Annotated in this window: 12 protein-coding genes, 9 tRNA genes and 1 rRNA gene; all 22 read left to right on the top strand. The window is 33.7% G+C overall.

Annotated features, from left to right (window positions below):
* Positions 1 to 93, top strand: a 5S ribosomal RNA gene (gene rrf / locus ACFWM3_RS21250); the annotation flags it as partial.
* An 11-nt stretch (positions 94 to 104) separates the two neighbouring features.
* Positions 105 to 179, top strand: a tRNA-Asn gene (locus tag ACFWM3_RS21245).
* Between the two features lie 13 nt (positions 180 to 192).
* Positions 193 to 265: transfer RNA gene (locus ACFWM3_RS21240), tRNA-Thr, on the top strand.
* Positions 266 to 281: 16 nt separating this feature from the next.
* Positions 282 to 356, top strand: a tRNA-Glu gene (locus tag ACFWM3_RS21235).
* Between the two features lie 10 nt (positions 357 to 366).
* Positions 367 to 442 (top strand) — tRNA-Val (locus ACFWM3_RS21230).
* Positions 443 to 460: 18 nt separating this feature from the next.
* Positions 461 to 545: transfer RNA gene (locus ACFWM3_RS21225), tRNA-Tyr, on the top strand.
* 8 nt (positions 546 to 553) lie between these two features.
* Positions 554 to 628, top strand: a tRNA-Gln gene (locus ACFWM3_RS21220).
* A gap of 27 nt (positions 629 to 655) precedes the next feature.
* Positions 656 to 728, top strand: a tRNA-Lys gene (locus ACFWM3_RS21215).
* Between the two features lie 16 nt (positions 729 to 744).
* A tRNA-Gly gene (locus ACFWM3_RS21210) sits at positions 745 to 819 on the top strand.
* Positions 820 to 841: 22 nt separating this feature from the next.
* Positions 842 to 917, top strand: a tRNA-Ala gene (locus ACFWM3_RS21205).
* A gap of 240 nt (positions 918 to 1,157) precedes the next feature.
* On the top strand, positions 1,158 to 2,057 hold the full coding sequence (rocF, locus tag ACFWM3_RS21200) for an arginase (RefSeq protein ID WP_088014518.1): 900 nt from the start codon (positions 1,158 to 1,160) through the stop codon (positions 2,055 to 2,057).
* A 774-nt stretch (positions 2,058 to 2,831) separates the two neighbouring features.
* Positions 2,832 to 3,650 carry a diadenylate cyclase CdaA gene (gene cdaA / locus ACFWM3_RS21195; protein ID WP_097978505.1) on the top strand — a complete coding sequence of 273 codons (819 nt, stop codon included), beginning with the start codon at positions 2,832 to 2,834 and terminating at the stop codon, positions 3,648 to 3,650.
* Positions 3,643 to 4,935 carry a CdaR family protein gene (locus tag ACFWM3_RS21190; RefSeq protein WP_056476156.1) on the top strand — a complete coding sequence of 431 codons (1,293 nt, stop codon included), beginning with the start codon at positions 3,643 to 3,645 and terminating at the stop codon, positions 4,933 to 4,935. The genes cdaA and ACFWM3_RS21190 overlap by 8 nt, the downstream gene beginning before the upstream one ends.
* A 13-nt stretch (positions 4,936 to 4,948) precedes the next feature.
* Positions 4,949 to 6,292 carry a phosphoglucosamine mutase gene (gene glmM / locus ACFWM3_RS21185; RefSeq protein ID WP_390312835.1) on the top strand — a complete coding sequence of 448 codons (1,344 nt, stop codon included), beginning with the start codon at positions 4,949 to 4,951 and terminating at the stop codon, positions 6,290 to 6,292.
* A gap of 535 nt (positions 6,293 to 6,827) precedes the next feature.
* Positions 6,828 to 8,630: a glutamine--fructose-6-phosphate transaminase (isomerizing) gene (glmS, locus tag ACFWM3_RS21180; protein ID WP_056476150.1), complete on the top strand. Its 1,803-nt coding sequence runs from the start codon at positions 6,828 to 6,830 to the stop codon at positions 8,628 to 8,630.
* Between the two features lie 705 nt (positions 8,631 to 9,335).
* Positions 9,336 to 10,625 carry a spore germination protein gene (locus ACFWM3_RS21175; protein WP_390312834.1) on the top strand — a complete coding sequence of 430 codons (1,290 nt, stop codon included), beginning with the start codon at positions 9,336 to 9,338 and terminating at the stop codon, positions 10,623 to 10,625.
* 17 nt (positions 10,626 to 10,642) lie between these two features.
* A complete protein-coding gene (locus ACFWM3_RS21170; protein WP_390312833.1) occupies positions 10,643 to 11,728 on the top strand; it encodes a GerAB/ArcD/ProY family transporter in 1,086 nt (361 codons plus the stop codon).
* A 14-nt stretch (positions 11,729 to 11,742) separates the two neighbouring features.
* Positions 11,743 to 12,813, top strand: a complete 1,071-nt coding sequence (locus ACFWM3_RS21165; protein ID WP_390312832.1) for a Ger(x)C family spore germination protein — start codon at positions 11,743 to 11,745, stop codon at positions 12,811 to 12,813.
* A 158-nt stretch (positions 12,814 to 12,971) separates the two neighbouring features.
* The gene (locus tag ACFWM3_RS21160) at positions 12,972 to 13,385 is read left to right on the top strand and encodes a hypothetical protein (protein WP_056476138.1); all 414 of its coding nucleotides are present in this window, start codon (positions 12,972 to 12,974) and stop codon (positions 13,383 to 13,385) included.
* 1 nt (position 13,386) lies between these two features.
* Entirely contained in the window at positions 13,387 to 14,055 is a 669-nt protein-coding gene (locus ACFWM3_RS21155) for a PspA/IM30 family protein (RefSeq protein WP_390312831.1), read from the top strand.
* A gap of 143 nt (positions 14,056 to 14,198) precedes the next feature.
* Positions 14,199 to 14,873, top strand: a complete 675-nt coding sequence (locus ACFWM3_RS21150) for a response regulator transcription factor (RefSeq protein ID WP_390312830.1) — start codon at positions 14,199 to 14,201, stop codon at positions 14,871 to 14,873.
* Complete coding sequence (locus ACFWM3_RS21145; protein ID WP_390312829.1) at positions 14,863 to 16,290, top strand: sensor histidine kinase; 1,428 nt, start codon at positions 14,863 to 14,865, stop codon at positions 16,288 to 16,290. Before ACFWM3_RS21150 ends, ACFWM3_RS21145 begins: the two co-directional genes overlap by 11 nt.
* The last annotated feature ends 93 nt before the right edge of the window (positions 16,291 to 16,383 follow it).

Below are 16,383 nucleotides of genomic sequence, written 5' to 3'. Positions count from 1 at the left end.
CACACCCGTTCCCATACCGAACACGGCAGTTAAGCTCTTCAGCGTCGATGGTAGTTGGGGGTTTCCCCCTGTGAGAGTAGAACGTCGCTTGGTTTTAAGTTTATTCCGCAGTAGCTCAGTGGTAGAGCACTCGGCTGTTAACCGAGTGGTCGTAGGTTCGAACCCTACCTGCGGAGCCATTTTTAACTTAATGCTTCCATAGCTCAGCAGGCAGAGTACTTCCATGGTAAGGAAGAGGTCACCGGTTCGAGCCCGGTTGGAAGCTTAGGAAAAGTTGTACTGGCCCGTTGGTCAAGCGGTTAAGACACCGCCCTTTCACGGCGGTAACACGGGTTCGAGTCCCGTACGGGTCACCATTTATATTACGGAGGATTAGCTCAGCTGGGAGAGCACCTGCCTTACAAGCAGGGGGTCGGCGGTTCGAGCCCGTCATCCTCCACCATCTAATTTAATAAATACCGGAGGGGTAGCGAAGTGGCTAAACGCGGCGGACTGTAAATCCGCTCCCTGTGGGTTCGGCGGTTCGAATCCGTCCCCCTCCACCATTTATTGTTGGGCTATAGCCAAGCGGTAAGGCAACGGATTTTGATTCCGTCATGCCCTGGTTCGAATCCAGGTAGCCCAGCCATTTTTTTATTTAATCGTAATTTATTACGAGCCATTAGCTCAGTAGGTAGAGCATCTGACTTTTAATCAGAGGGTCGAAGGTTCGAATCCTTCATGGCTCACTCTTTTTTTTTATGTGCGGAAGTAGTTCAGTGGTAGAATACAACCTTGCCAAGGTTGGGGTCGCGGGTTCGAGCCCCGTCTTCCGCTCCATTCGCATATATTTTTATATAGTGGGGCCTTAGCTCAGCTGGGAGAGCGCCTGCCTTGCACGCAGGAGGTCAGCGGTTCGATCCCGCTAGGCTCCACCAATATACATAAAGTTAAACCTTAGTCATTTGACTAAGGTTTTTTGTTGTATATAATCATATGATATAGCAATTAATAAGCTCAAAATGCATATGTATACAAAAAAATGTCGAGTTGACCCATTTGTTTCAAAAGATTTAAACTATTAATATAATTAATAACTTTAACAGTCAAAAAATTATATTTTTTCAAAAACAAGTAAGCGTTTTCTTTTATGAAATCAGTCGATGGGGGAAATAAAAATGTTAAAAGATATTTCAATTATTGGAGTACCATTAGATTTAGGACAAACTAGACGTGGGGTAGATATGGGGCCAAGTGCAATTAGATATGCACAGTTGCACGAACGTATTGAAAGAATGTCTTATCAAGTAGAAGACTTAGGCGATATTTTAGTAGAACGTACACCAGTTAAAGAAGATAATTCAGAACATAATTTAAAGAACTTAAAATCTGTAAAAGAAACATGTGAAAAGCTTGCTGCTGAAGTTGATGAAGTTATTAAAAGAAACAGAATGCCACTAGTACTTGGCGGTGATCATAGTATTGCAATCGGTACATTAGCAGGTGTATCAAAACATTATAATAATCTTGGATTAATTTGGTTTGATGCACATGGAGATTTAAATACTGCTGAAACATCTCCTTCTGGTAATATTCATGGTATGTCTTTAGCTGTTTCATTAGGTCACGGTCACGACTTATTAACGAAAATAGGTGGTTACTTCCCTAAAGTAAAACCAGAGAACGTAATCATTATTGGTGCACGTGATCTTGATGAAGGCGAAAGAGCAATTATTAAAGAATTAGGAATTAAAGTTTATACAATGCATGAAATTGATAAATTAGGAATGACAAAAGTAATGGAAGAAAGCATTGATCACTTGAAAGGGTGTGACGGTGTACACTTATCATTAGATCTTGATGGCCTAGATCCAATTCACGTTCCTGGTGTTGGTACACCTGTTCCTGGAGGAATCACTTATAGAGAAGGTCACTTAGCGATGGAAATGTTATCAGATGCTGATATTATTACATCAATTGAATTCGTAGAAGTTAATCCTATATTAGACGAAAGAAATCGAACAGCAATCGTAGCCGTTGCATTAATAGGCTCATTATTAGGTGAAAAGTTACTATAATTATTTCAAAAATAAAAAGCTAGCATTCGCTAGCTTTTTTACGTTGTAGAAAAATAACCTTGTCAATTAAATTACCAAATTTTCGTAGAAGGAGTAGAGTGGCGTTGATTTCCACTACAGGATGCTCGCTTTCCATGGGGCGAGATTCTTTAGCCTCCTCGGCGAGCCTGCGGGGTCTCAGCCTTCCCGCATATCCCATAGGAGTCGAGCACCCCTTTCGTTCCAATCAACATATTCATCAAAAAAAGTGTGCAATAAAACCTATTCAAATTGCCTTTACTTAGAGTTTCCAAACAGTTGTTTATTAATCAGTTTGGAGGTCAATTAATATCGAACATTAATTAATAAGCTAATCAATTGAATTTGCTTTTCTAAAAATTAGCTCATAATATTTTTAACTTCTAAAAAAACTTACTAGTGTTATTGGAATCATAGAATTGCTCAAACATATTAAAATTTAAAATCATTAATAGACCATCCAAAAAATGATAATTTCATCATTAATAAATGTTCAATTAATGTCCGTTTTCCCTATTGACCATTTTATATTTCAACACTCTGAAGAACTGTCTTTCAAAAAAGAATTAATTGTTGTCTATTCTTCTACGAATTTAGACAACTAATATATATAATTCTGTAATTTTGTTTAATATAACTAAAATAGTCGTTAAAGTATTGTTAATATAATTCATAACTCACAAATTTTGTGTATTGCAAAAATATGGTATAATACTCAAGATACAGTTTTATTCTATAGAATTTGGAGGGTAAAAGATGCCTTCTTTACATATAAATTTTTTACAGTACTTACAGAATGGATTAGACATACTAATAGTTTGGTTTGTTATTTATAGATTAATTATCATTATTCAAGGGACAAAGGCAGTCCAACTCTTAAAAGGTGTAACAATCATTATTGTCGTAAAAGTATTAAGCAGCCTATTCGGCTTGCATACTTTACAATTTTTAATGGATCAAGCATTAACATGGGGATTCTTGGCGGTTATTATTATCTTCCAACCAGAGTTAAGGAGAGCACTAGAACAGCTCGGACGTGGACGTTTCTTCTCTAGGACGACAGGTAGTGGGATTAATGACCGAAATGATATTGTTGAGAACATTGCAAAAGCCACTGAATACATGGCTAAACGAAGAATAGGTGCACTTATATCATTTGAGAGACAAACAGGTATGGGTGACTATATAGAGTCTGGTATTCGAATGAATGCTAATTTATCATCAGAATTACTGATTAATATCTTTATACCAAATACACCTCTACATGACGGAGCGGTAATTATACAAGGTGAAAAGATTACAGCAGCAGCCTGTTACTTACCTTTGTCTGAGAGTGCATTTATTTCAAAGGAATTGGGAACGAGACATCGAGCTGCAGTTGGGATCAGTGAAGTTACTGACAGTATTACGATTGTAGTTTCCGAGGAAACAGGTGCAGTTTCAGTTGCAAGGAACGGAAATCTATACAGAGAATTATCAAAAGACGAGCTTATAAATTTATTAAATACTGAACTAAAATCACCAGAAGAGTCCACTACATCTAAATGGAATTGGAAGGTGAAACGTAATGGATAATTTTATGGATAATCGTTGGATATTAAGAGGAATCGCTTTATTAGTAACATTATTACTTTTTATGTCTGTCAATCTAGTCCCACAATCAAGTTCATCGGGCTTAGGAGACATACCGTTTGTTAATAATAAAGAATTAGTGCGAGATGTACCAGTAACACCTATTTATGATCAGCACAATCTAATTGTAACTGGAATTCCAAAGAATGTTTCAGTGCAATTAGATGGACCCAATAGTATTGTAAAAACAGCTGAGATGAAGAAGGATTTTGAAGTATATTTGGATTTAACTTCTTATGCTTTAGGTACATATGAAGTTCCTTTAAAAATTAGAAATATTTCAGATAAAATAAAAGCAACTATTAAACCAAGAACAGTTAGAGTAACAATTAATGAAAAAATTGAAAAAAATGTTTCAGTTAAAGTTGTTTATCTAAATGAAAAAAGGATTAAACATGGCTATAAGGCTGAAAATGCAATTGTTAAACCAGGTTTAGTTACAATAGTAGGATCAAGATATGATGTATCACAAGTGGCATATGCAAGTGTTGGTGTGGATGTTACTGATGCGAATCAGACATTTAGTCAGGTGCTACCTGTTCGATTATACAATAAAAAGGGTGTTCAACTTCCGTTCATTACAAGTCCAAGAAAAGTTGAAGTAACTGTCCCTATTGTTTCTGAAAGTGCTAGCTTCCCGATCAAATTAGTGCAAACAGGAACACTTAAAGATGGTTTAAAACTAAGTAGTCTTGCTAGTGATGTTAATGCAGTAAGAATTTATGCGTCAAAAGATTGGTTGGACAAGTTTAATGGACCAATACAAGTGCCAGTAGACATATCTTCATTTGATCAAAGTGGCACATATGAAGTTAATGTACCTACTCCAAATGGAGCATTTAGAGTTGACTCAAGCACTATTAACGTAAACGTTAATTTTGATCAAGAAATGGAAAAGAAATTTAGTAATATCCCAATTAATTTAGTGGGTGAAAATAATCAATTTGAATATAAGTTTACTAAGCCTCCTTTAGGAAAAGTAGTAGTTACTGCTAAGGGATTTAAGGAAGACTTGGATGCAATTAATCCAAGCGATTTAAATATTACAGCAAAAGTTAATGGACTAGATCCAGGAACTAGAGATGTAGCGCTTACTATTACAGGCCCAAAAGGAGCTATATATAGTTTAGATTTTGATACAATAACGATTGAAATTACTGATAAAAAATCATCTGCTCAAACTGATGAAAATGAGAATTCAGGCGATGTAGGACAGTCATCGAATTAGAAGGAGAGTTAAAATGGGTAAATATTTTGGTACTGATGGTGTACGAGGAGTTGCAAATAAAGAGTTAACTCCTGAATTAGCATATAAAATTGGACGCTGTGGCGGTTATGTTTTAACAAAAAATAATGTCAAACCTAAAATTATTGTTGGGCGTGACACACGTGTATCAGGACATATGCTTGAAGGAGCACTAGTTGCAGGTTTATTATCAATTGGTGCTGAAGTTATGAGATTAGGAGTTATTTCAACTCCAGGTGTTGCCTATTTAACAAAAGCACTTGGTGCACAAGCTGGTGTTATGATTTCAGCTTCGCATAATCCTGTTGCAGATAATGGGATTAAGTTTTTTGGTCCAGACGGTTTTAAATTGTTGGATGAGCAAGAAGCTGAAATTGAAGAACTAATGGATGCAGAAGTTGACCGTTTACCAAGACCAACTGGAAATGATTTATGTCAAGTTAGTGATTACTTTGAAGGTGGTCAAAAATACTTACAATTCCTTAAAAACACAATCGATGAAGATTTCTCAGGTCTATTAGTTGCTCTAGATTGTGCACATGGTGCTACTTCTTCATTAGCGCCATATTTATTCGCAGATTTAGAAGCAGATATTGTTACAATGGGAACGAATCCTAATGGATTTAATATAAATGATGGCGTAGGTTCTACACATCCTGAAGCTTTAGCAGCTCTTGTAAAGGAAAAAGGTGCTGACATCGGTTTATCATTTGATGGAGATGGAGATCGTCTAATTGCTATCGATGAAAATGGTGAAATCGTTGATGGTGACCAAATAATGTACATTTGTGCAAAATATTTAAATGAAAAAGGTCGTCTAAAACAAAACACAATCGTATCAACTGTTATGAGTAACTTAGGTTTCTACAAAGCAGTAGAAATGAATGGGATGAAAAGTGCAGTTACAGGTGTTGGTGACCGCTATGTCATGGAAGAGATGAGAAAGAATGGCTTTAATCTTGGCGGTGAGCAATCTGGACACATCATCTTTTTAGATCATATTACGACTGGTGATGGTATGTTAAGTGCGATTCAGCTCGTAAGTATTGTTAAAGAAACAGGTAAAACTTTATCACAATTAGCTGGAGAAATGAAAAAGTATCCTCAATTATTAATTAATGTTCGAGTTACAGATAAAAATGAAGCACTTAATAATGAGCGTATTAAATCAATCATTTCAGAGGTAGAAGAAGAAATGAACGGCAATGGTCGTATTTTAGTTCGTCCTTCTGGTACTGAGCCACTTATTCGTGTAATGGCTGAGGCTCCTTCTGAAGCAGAATGTAAACAATATGTAGAACGCATTGTTGCTGTTGTAAAAGAGGAAGTTGGAGAATAATATAAATTTAAAAAATATGCATTGATGAGCACTTTTGTGTAAGTCTATGCATATTTTTATTATATACAGCTATTCTATAACTTTTTTTCAACATATTTTTGTTGACCATTTTTAACACGGTATAGTATAGTTGTTTTATTGTTTTCCTAACGGGGAAGGAGTATAGAAATAAAAAAGTATTAAAAAAGCGCCAGAACTACACTAGACGAGAATGTGTAGTTGACGAGGTGGAGTTTTATCGAAGTTTCGGCGGATGACTCCCGGTTGCTGTATCACAACCGAAATTATTTATGTAAAACACATAGGTGACTGTGTGCACAAACGTAAATAATCTGATACACCGTTTAAAACAAAAAAATGAACTCGCTAATGAGCGGAATATGAAAGGTAGGTGGATATTGCTTGTAAGTCCTCTACCATTATTAAACATGACGAGGGAATAGAAAATTAAATAGTTAAACGGTTAGGAAAACAGCGTTCCATTCCTATACATTTTTGTATGTCTTGTTTTAGGACTTACTAAGCAATAGTTATTATGTGTGGAATCGTTGGATATATTGGAAATGATAATGCGAAAGAAATTTTATTAAAAGGTTTAGAGAAGTTAGAGTATCGTGGATACGATTCTGCTGGGATATCTCTTTTAACTGATAATGGTGTAGAAGTTTATAAAGAAAAAGGTAGAATTGCAGTATTACGTAAATCAATCCCTACAAAAACGGACGGAAACGTTGGAATTGGTCACACAAGATGGGCAACACATGGTGCTCCAAGTAAACGTAATGCGCATCCTCACCAAAGCTCTACTGAACGTTTTACACTTGTTCATAACGGCGTTATCGAGAACGATGTACAATTAAAAAACGATTATTTAAATGATATTGAATTTACAAGTGATACAGATACTGAAGTAATTGTTCAGTTAGTAGAGCTTCATATTAAAAAAGGTTTATCAGTTCTTGATGCTTTTAGAGAAACACTTAAGCTTCTTAAAGGTTCATATGCAATTGCATTATTAGATAAACAAAACGATGATGTGATTTATGTAGCAAAAAACAAAAGTCCATTACTAGTTGGTGTTGGAGAAGAATTTAATGTTATTGCATCTGATGCGATGGCAATGTTACAAATCACTGATCAATTTATTGAATTAATGGATAAAGAGGTAATTATACTTACTAAAGATCAGGTTCAATTAATGGATCTTAACGGAAATGTTAAAGAACGTTCTCCATATACTGCAGAAATTGATGCTAGTGATATCGAAAAAGGAACTTACCCTCATTTCATGTTAAAAGAAACAGATGAGCAACCATTAGTAATCCGTAATATTATCCAAAAGTACCAAGATGAAAACGGTGAGCTTGTAATTAACTCAGAAATTAAAGCGGCTTTAGCAGAAGCTGATAGATTATATATTGTTGCTTGTGGAACTAGTTATCATGCAGGACTGGTTGGAAAGCAATTTATTGAAAAAATGGCGGGAGTGCCTGTAGAAGTACATGTTGCAAGTGAATTCTCTTACAATATGCCACTGCTTTCAGAAAAACCATTATTCATTTATATTTCACAAAGCGGTGAAACTGCTGATAGTAGAGCATGTCTAGTACAAACAAATAAATTAGGTCATAAAGCAATTACACTTACAAACGTTCCAGGATCAACATTATCACGTGAGGCTGATTTCACTCTTCCTTTACACGCAGGTCCTGAAATCGCTGTTGCATCAACGAAAGCTTACACTGCACAATTAGCAGTACTTGCTATTGTTGCAAATGCTCTTGCGAAAGAAAAAGGAAAAACGGTTAACTTTAACCTAGTTAAAGAACTTGGAATTGTAGCAAATGCAATGGAATCAATTACAAACCAAAAAGAAGAGTTTGAAAAAATTGCTACAGAATATTTAGCTACAACTCGTAATGCATTCTTCATTGGTCGTAACGTAGATTACTTCGTTTGCTTAGAAGGCGCATTAAAACTAAAAGAAATTTCTTACATCCAAGCAGAAGGATTTGCTGGTGGAGAGTTAAAACACGGTACAATTGCTCTAATCGAAGAAGGAACTCCAATCTTCGCATTAGCAACACAAGAATCAGTAAACTTAAACATTCGTGGAAATGTAAAAGAGGTTGTTGCTCGTGGTGCTAACCCTTGTATCATTTCAATGGAAGGATTAAATATGGAAGGCGATCGCTTCATTTTACCTAAAGTACAAGAAGAATTATCTCCAATCCTTTCAGTCGTACCATTACAATTAATCTCTTACTATGCTGCTTTACATCGTGGTTGTGATGTTGATAAACCACGTAATCTTGCAAAATCAGTTACAGTTGAATAATCAAATTAGTAATCTTAAAGTTTATTAAAAAACAGATTTGAACATAAAACTGAGCAGGGAGTGTAAAATGATGATCAAGTTTAACGATGAAAATATCATTCCTACAAAAGACGACTTTCACGTTAGTGAAGTTGATGAGCGTGTTGTAATAAGAAAACCAATTAAATAACTTTAAATATAAAATACAGGGGACTAGTGGTGCTGACCATTAGTCCTTTTTTTATTTGAACTTGACGACACATCCAGGCTTCTCCACTTCTGAAGTTAGCCAAAGCAAAAATTTTCTAAAACTAAGAATAAACCTATTCTAAGCAAGCCAACTTAAGGATATGGAAAAAATTTGCTATTAAATAATGAGCAGGAGTGAAAACGATGATAAAAATTTACGATGAAAACTTCATTCCAACAAAAGATGACTTTCATGTTAGTGAAGATGATGAGCGTGTTGTAATAAAAAAACCAAATCAGGTTGAATTTTAATAACAAAAGAGGCTACTAAAAATTTACAGTAGCCTCTTTTTTGTTGCATTCTTATTCGCTTCATTTATCTTCTTAAATCTGGACATTCTTATGCTAAACATAGTTCCGTTATCTGACCAAATGATGATATTTATAAATTTGATTTCCATACATAGTTTTACTTAATGCAAATTATTTACGAATATCCACATGATATTCGTACAAATTAGTAGAGAGGTGATGTATATGAAGTTTAAATCAATTCAAGATAATATTGATTTTCAAAAACGTAGCCTAAAAAAATTAAATAAAACGATCACTCTTTTCTATTTAAATTCAGTATGTAATGGGAATAAAATTACTGAACTTCTTATTACACCTTTTTATGAATTTGAATCGTTTGTTTTATATAAAAACTATCTTAAAACATTAAATGATTGGGAGATCGTTTCAGAAGAATCAGACATGATTGAAAAGATTCTAAACGGTAATATTATTATAAATTTAGATGAAATAAACTACTCAATTACGATTAGCGAATTTAGTGCAAGTTCTGTTGGAGTGTCAACCGAAGAAAATGTTCTACAAGGACCAAAGGACGGATTAAATGAAAAAATTGATGTATCTTTAAACTTGATTCGCAATCGGTATAGAAAGAGTACTTTAAAGGTTGAAAACTACATTGTAGGAAATCTATCAAAAACAAAAGTACTTGTGTTATATGATGAGAACTTAATAGATAGTAATGTATACAATCATCTCATTGAAAAAGTTAAGAGCATAAATATTGATGTAATGCAATCCTGCGGTCAACTTCAAAAATTACTAATGAATAATAAGTGGAGTTTATTTCCTCTTTTTCTAACGACTGAACGGCCAGATCGAGTGGTATTTAATCTATCGACTGGAAAAATAATTTTACTTGTTGAGGGAACGCCATGGGCGCTAATTGGTCCTGCGACTTTTTCCGATTTTTTTAAATCGATGGATGATACAGTGGAACTAACGGTAGTGTCAAAGTTTTTTCTTTCAATCCGTTATATAGCTTTAATGATTACGGTGTTTTTACCAGCTATTTATGTCGCAGTTATTTCCTATTCTCCAGAAGTTTTACAAGTCCAATTCGCTTTACTTGTTGCCGGAAGTAGAATGTCAGTTCCGTTTCCTTCTTATATAGAAATTCTTTTTCTAATGTTAATGGCAGAATTTTTAATAGAAGCAAGTTTGAGACTACCTAAATCAATTAGTTCGACAGCTACTACTGTAGGGGGATTAATTTTAGGACAAACTGCATCACAAGCAGGTCTAGTAGCAGACATCATGATTATCGTTGTTTCATTAGTTGCCATCTCTTTATTTAGTATTCCAATTAATGCGATGCATCAAGCAATTAGAATTGTTCGATACCCGATTATACTATTTGCCTCATTGTTTGGGATGATCGGAGTTATAGTAGGGACGCTAGCTATTCTTTGTCATTTATGTAATTTAAGAAGCTTAGGAAAACCATATTTGACTCTTTTTAATAAAAATTAAATAATGGGGTGTATTTTTTGCTAGGGAAAAGATATATTACATACCTATTTTATTTAAATACGGTTATTAGCATAACTGCATTCGGGCCACAAATATTGTATAGGAATAGTTTAAATGGAAGTATCACAAGTATTGGCTTGGCCATTATAGTAGGTGGCTTTTTTATTTATATTTTACAAAATTTATTTAGAAGATTTCCTGAACAAAATATTAGTCAAATCATAAAAAATGTAGTACCTGACTGGTGTCGAAAATGCTACATAATATATAACTTAATTTTTTGGTATTTGACGGGTGCTTTATTTATTATTGCATTAATTCACGTTGTAAATATTTTTATCAATCCAAATACCCCTATCTTAATAACTTATATTGTATTTCTCTTAGTCATAATTTTTGCGATTTTACTAAAAACTGAATCATTGTTATATGTTACAGAAATACTCGTCATACTTCATATTCCAATTGTTTTATTTGTCCTCATAAGATTTTTGACTGATCGTTTTGTTATAGTTGATTCCCTATACCAATCTGTTAACTATTTTAAACATTTACCGAAAATCAGTGCGTTCACTGCTGCTCTATTTGTCTTTACGGGCTTCTCTAATTTAATTATTTTTAATGAAAAAGTAAATTTAAATTTTATAAACAAAAAATTTCTTCTCTGGATCTTTCTATGTGGGATGTTTATAATCTGTAGCAATTATTTAATTCCAATTGGATACTTAGGCATAAAGGGTGTTAGAAAAGAAGTATTTGTTTGGTTAACGACGGTTGATAGTATGCATTTCGACTATTTGATTGTAGAGAGAGTTATTTATATTGTACTATTTGGCCAAATCTTCATCTCATTAATATACATTATACTTAGCTGGCATACATCATTAGAGCTTTTTAAAACACTCAATTTAAGCTATGGAGGAACTTATAAATGGATATTAATTTCCTTCTTTATTTGTGCAACCACAGTTATTCAACTACTGATAAGAGAAACAGACTTAGTAAAATATTTTACTATGTTTTTCAATTTAAATGCCTTCTCAAACTTCTTATTAATCATTTCGTTATTGTATGCGTCAATAAAAAAAAAGCACGTTATTTAAGTCTTAGTTTTTTAGTGATTGGTGCAACGCTCCTATTATCTGGATGCACCTTTAAAGATATTGATAAGAGAGCATTCGTAACTTCTATTGGAATTGATCAATCAGAGAAGCCTGATAAAAAATATAAAGTGATGATTAAAGTAGCAATTCCTAATGGAGATCCGAAAATACCGAAATCAGAATTTCTTATTCTCACAGCAAATACTGACTCGGTGTCAGAAGCTCTTAACATAATGAAGTCACAGATTGATAAAGAATTAGTATATGGACATAGTAGTACGATTGTAATTGGAGAAAAATTAGCCAAAAGTAATATACAGCCGTTATTGGAGTTTTTTGTAAGAAGACCAGATATTCAAATGACTTCTTATTTAAGTGTTGGTAAACCTAATGCATTTGAAGTGCTTAATTTTAAACCGATACAAGAACAAGTATCAGGCGGTGTTTTGAAATCATATTTTGATTTTAGTAGAACCGAATCGCCATACATAGATCAAGTTTGTCTATTCGACGCATATAGGAGAGAAACAGAAGACGGTATAGATATCGTCATGCCTATAATTGAATCAAATAAAAAAGATTTATTAGTAGATCGAATCGCATTATTTGATAAGAGTAAAATGATTATGGAACTCAGTCCAAGTGAATCAGAAACCTATCGCCTTTTAACAACTGGAATCTACGATGAAAGCTTAAAGGTCAAAAACAAGAAAGTTATGTTTGTAATGAATTTAGAAAAAGGTAAGGCAAATTACAAACTAAAACATCAAAATAAAAATATAGTTGCTTATTATACGATTAAGGTGAGAGCGGTTATAGAAGAAAAGATTGATGACCTTGATACGATTAAAGAAAGTGACATATCAGAATTGAATAAGCATATGGAAGATAAAATTAATGCAGAGACGAAAGCTTTACTTAATAAAATAAAAGAAAAAGACATTGATCCAATTGGTTTTGGTTTAAGATACTTATCTAGGCATAGTGAGAATAGAAATTTATCATTATGGAACAAAAAATACGCTAACCTAGCATTTAAGATTAAGTCTGAAGTGAAAATTAAAGGGACCGGATTAATTAATTGAGGCCTATAAATAAATATACGTAAAAAGAGATAGGAAAGCAGATGAAAACCTGTTACCTATCTTTTTTTGATGAACAAAATTAATTTTTTGTTTTCACCATAATTTCACCATCCTCTATTAGAATTCAATTTATTAAGAAATGAGAGGAGGGAAATAACATGAATAAAAGAGTAAAGAGAATATTTACATGGGTCTCTATAACAGCAGTTTTTGTTTTAGGGGTACAGTTTTTTCTTAGATTTCTAGGTGGTTTTCATGAAAGACGTTTTGCTGATTATCAACATTCCATGTTCATGGATCGAGACGGTCGAAACGAATTTAGGTCACATCAGATGATGCATGGTCCACACCATTTTCATGATTTTTCTTGGATTGGTTTAGTATTATTCCTTTTAATCGCATTTGCGGTTGTGACTTTTATCTTTAAAAAGTTAGTTAAAAAGGGACAAGCTAGCCCGGTTAATCAAATTTCATTAGATACAACTAGTTTTAACACACCTGTAAACAGAACAAACGCAGATTTATTGGATAAATGGGAAAAAAATCTACTATCAAAAAAGGAGAATAAATAAAATGGGCATTTTTAAAAGAATGAAATCAATATCGTTGGCTAAAGTGAATGGAGCACTGGATGGTTTAGAAGATCCAATTTCAATGTTGAATCAATATATTAGAGAAATGGAAGAAGATCTTTTGAAAGGTCAGGAAGCACTCTCTCGTCAAATCTATCTAGAGAATAAGCAAAAAGCATTGATCTTGGAGACAGAAGGACTGGTAAACAAAAGAAGTGGACAAGCTAAGCTAGCAGTTGAAAATGGAGAAGATTCCATTGCAAAACTGGCTATACAGGAAAAACTTGTTCATGAAAAACAATTAAGCCTCTATACAGAGCAGCTTAATACAATTCAAAATCAAACTCAGTCACTATATGAAAAATTAGATGAACTGAAAGGTAAATATAATGAGTATCTGCATAAAAGACTATTACTAGTATCCAGAGCAAATATAGCAAAATCAATTAAACAAATTCAACAAACATCTGTTTCATTTAATTCAGAAACAATCGCAAATGGAATCGCACGTGCAGAAGATCGAATACTTATGATGGAGGCAGAAGTACAAGCTCAAAATAAATTTGCATATCATAGTAACCTATCTAATGGATATAAAGATAATGTAATGAGTGAAGAAATAGAAGAAGAACTACAAAAGCTAAAACAGCATGCTGTGGAAACTGCCTAAGGTCATGATTTAAAAGAAATATCGGGGAGCACCGTATTAATTAACGGGTGCTTCCTTTTATTTTATAATTGATTTGAAAATGGAAAAGATGAAGAAGACAAGCGAAAAATATAGAGATATAAAACGAGGGAGTATTTTTGATAATGAATATACTACTAGCTGAAGATGATTTGAAACTTGGTGAGCTAATCATTTATATGTTAAAGAAAAAAGCAGGTTATAAAGTGGAGTGGGTTACAGAAGGAGAAGAAGCTTACTATTACGCTACGAACACCCATTATGATGTATTAATATTAGATTGGATGATGCCAGGTGGAACAGGAATAGAAGTATGTCGTAGGTTACGAAAAGAAGGATATTCAGGAGCGATTCTAATCCTTACAGCTAAAGACGCCTTAGAGGATCGCATTGTAGGACTGGACTCAGGAGCTGATGATTATTTAGTTAAACCTTTTGAAATTGATGAGCTACTTGCTCGATTAAGAGCACTTTCTAGGCGTAATTATGCTCCTATACTAGAGGAAGAAATTCTTATTAGTGATATGATTCTAAATCGTACAAGCCAATCAATCAGAGATGGAGATACTGAAATACAATTAAGCCCACGCGAATTTCAATTAGTTGATTTTTTAATACAGAATAAAGGGCAAGTATTACCTCGTGAAATTATTTTGGAGCGTGTATGGGGCTTTGATTCAGATGTTGCAATGAAAACGATTGATGCCACTGTTAAACTTCTTCGAAAGAAACTAGATTTGCTTGGTAAACAAGATTTGCTACAAAGCATTAGAGGGGTAGGATATAAATTTGATCACTAATCTTATATCTTATTTACGTGATTTTCGAAATCGCGGAGGAAAGGATGTTTTTAAGCGTACGCAAAATCGCTTAACAGTACTATATAGCGGCCTTGTCATGCTTTTTCTAATTATATTCATCATTATAGTCTTTGCAGTGTTATATGTAGTCATAATGAATGATCAAATCCGTACAGTTGAATCATTGGCTAGCCAAGAATCAAAAATTATCGAAAATTATATGATTCAAAATCAACAAGGAAACCTAAGGGACGATAACCAAGAAGTAGTTTTAGCAGGTGTGGACCAATTTTTTTATTATGTAGTTAATCCAAATGGCGAATTAATAATGGGACAGGAGGATATCCCTCAAATAAGGACTAGATTGTTTGGGCAAATAAAAAGTTGGATTCCTAAAGGGAATGAAACCCGAAAGGTAAAAATTAAAATAGAGCATGAAGAGTTTGAAAAGGACATGAGAAAATTTCATGATCATGAAATACATGTTCCTTCAGATCGAAAAGAGATTAGTTTGATGGTATCAGGTAAACCATTATTTTATAAAGGAGATTTTATCGGTACAATCTATGTTGGAAAAGATATTTCGGATGTTTATCATTTATTCAAATTTGTTGTCATCATACTAGTTGGCTTAACAATCGTATTTTCTGGAGTTGCACTATATATTAGTTTTTTTATGTCAAAAAAAGCAATGATCCCAATCTTTAAATCATTTAATCGACAGCGCGAATTTGTTGCAGATGCATCTCATGAATTAAGAACACCATTAAGCGTTTTGTTATCGTCAATCGATGCAATGGAAATGACAATCGATACAGAGAAAGATGATTTTTCTCGAAAGCTTTTATTTAATATGAAAGACGAAGTAAAAAGGATGACAAACTTAGTCAGCGGATTATTAACATTAGCTCGTTCAGACTCAGATAAAGTTGAAATTAAATTAGAAAAGTTTGAGTTTCGCTCCATTGCAGAAAAGGCGATTGTATCTCTACAACCGTTAGCAGCATCAAAACAAATCAATTTAAACTTAACTGCTCCAGAGAATGTAATCGCCCAGGGAGACTCTGAAAAATTATCACAGCTCTTATATATATTAATAGATAATGGGATTAAGTATACACCTATTGGGGGAGAGGTCCGGTTAGTTCTCTCGGATAAAGAAAATGAACTATGCATCCAAGTAACAGATACTGGTATTGGGATTAAACCGGAAGACCATGCCCGAATATTTGACCGTTTTTATCGATCTGACAAATCAAGATCTAGACAAATTGGAAGCCATGGTTTAGGTTTGGCAATTGCAAAATGGATCGTGGAAATTCATAATGGAACTATTCAAGTAAATAGTGAAGTTGGAAAAGGAAGTACGTTTACTATTGGGATTCCAACTTCTAATATGAATAGTAAAAAGGCATAAGCTTTTAAGAGTAGAATAACCGATACAAAGAAGTAAAAAATATAAAAGGTTAATTTTTTGAATGGAGTCGTTTCCTATTGTTTAATACGAAAC

The sequence above is a fragment of the Gottfriedia sp. NPDC058432 genome (assembly GCF_042721555.1).
Classification (GTDB): domain Bacteria; phylum Bacillota; class Bacilli; order Bacillales; family Bacillaceae_G; genus Gottfriedia.
This window is presented reverse-complemented; position numbering and strand designations above follow the sequence as displayed.

What these genes read in the sequence shown, in the direction of transcription:
- rocF (WP_088014518.1), top strand. Translation starts at nt 1,158, where the DNA reads ATGTTAAAAGATATTTCAATTATTGGAGTACCATTAGATTTAGGACAA.
- cdaA (WP_097978505.1), top strand. Translation starts at nt 2,832, where the DNA reads ATGCCTTCTTTACATATAAATTTTTTACAGTACTTACAGAATGGATTA.
- ACFWM3_RS21190 (WP_056476156.1), top strand. Translation starts at nt 3,643, where the DNA reads ATGGATAATTTTATGGATAATCGTTGGATATTAAGAGGAATCGCTTTA.
- glmM (WP_390312835.1), top strand. Translation starts at nt 4,949, where the DNA reads ATGGGTAAATATTTTGGTACTGATGGTGTACGAGGAGTTGCAAATAAA.
- glmS (WP_056476150.1), top strand. Translation starts at nt 6,828, where the DNA reads ATGTGTGGAATCGTTGGATATATTGGAAATGATAATGCGAAAGAAATT.
- ACFWM3_RS21175 (WP_390312834.1), top strand. Translation starts at nt 9,336, where the DNA reads ATGAAGTTTAAATCAATTCAAGATAATATTGATTTTCAAAAACGTAGC.
- ACFWM3_RS21160 (WP_056476138.1), top strand. Translation starts at nt 12,972, where the DNA reads ATGAATAAAAGAGTAAAGAGAATATTTACATGGGTCTCTATAACAGCA.
- ACFWM3_RS21155 (WP_390312831.1), top strand. Translation starts at nt 13,387, where the DNA reads ATGGGCATTTTTAAAAGAATGAAATCAATATCGTTGGCTAAAGTGAAT.
- ACFWM3_RS21150 (WP_390312830.1), top strand. Translation starts at nt 14,199, where the DNA reads ATGAATATACTACTAGCTGAAGATGATTTGAAACTTGGTGAGCTAATC.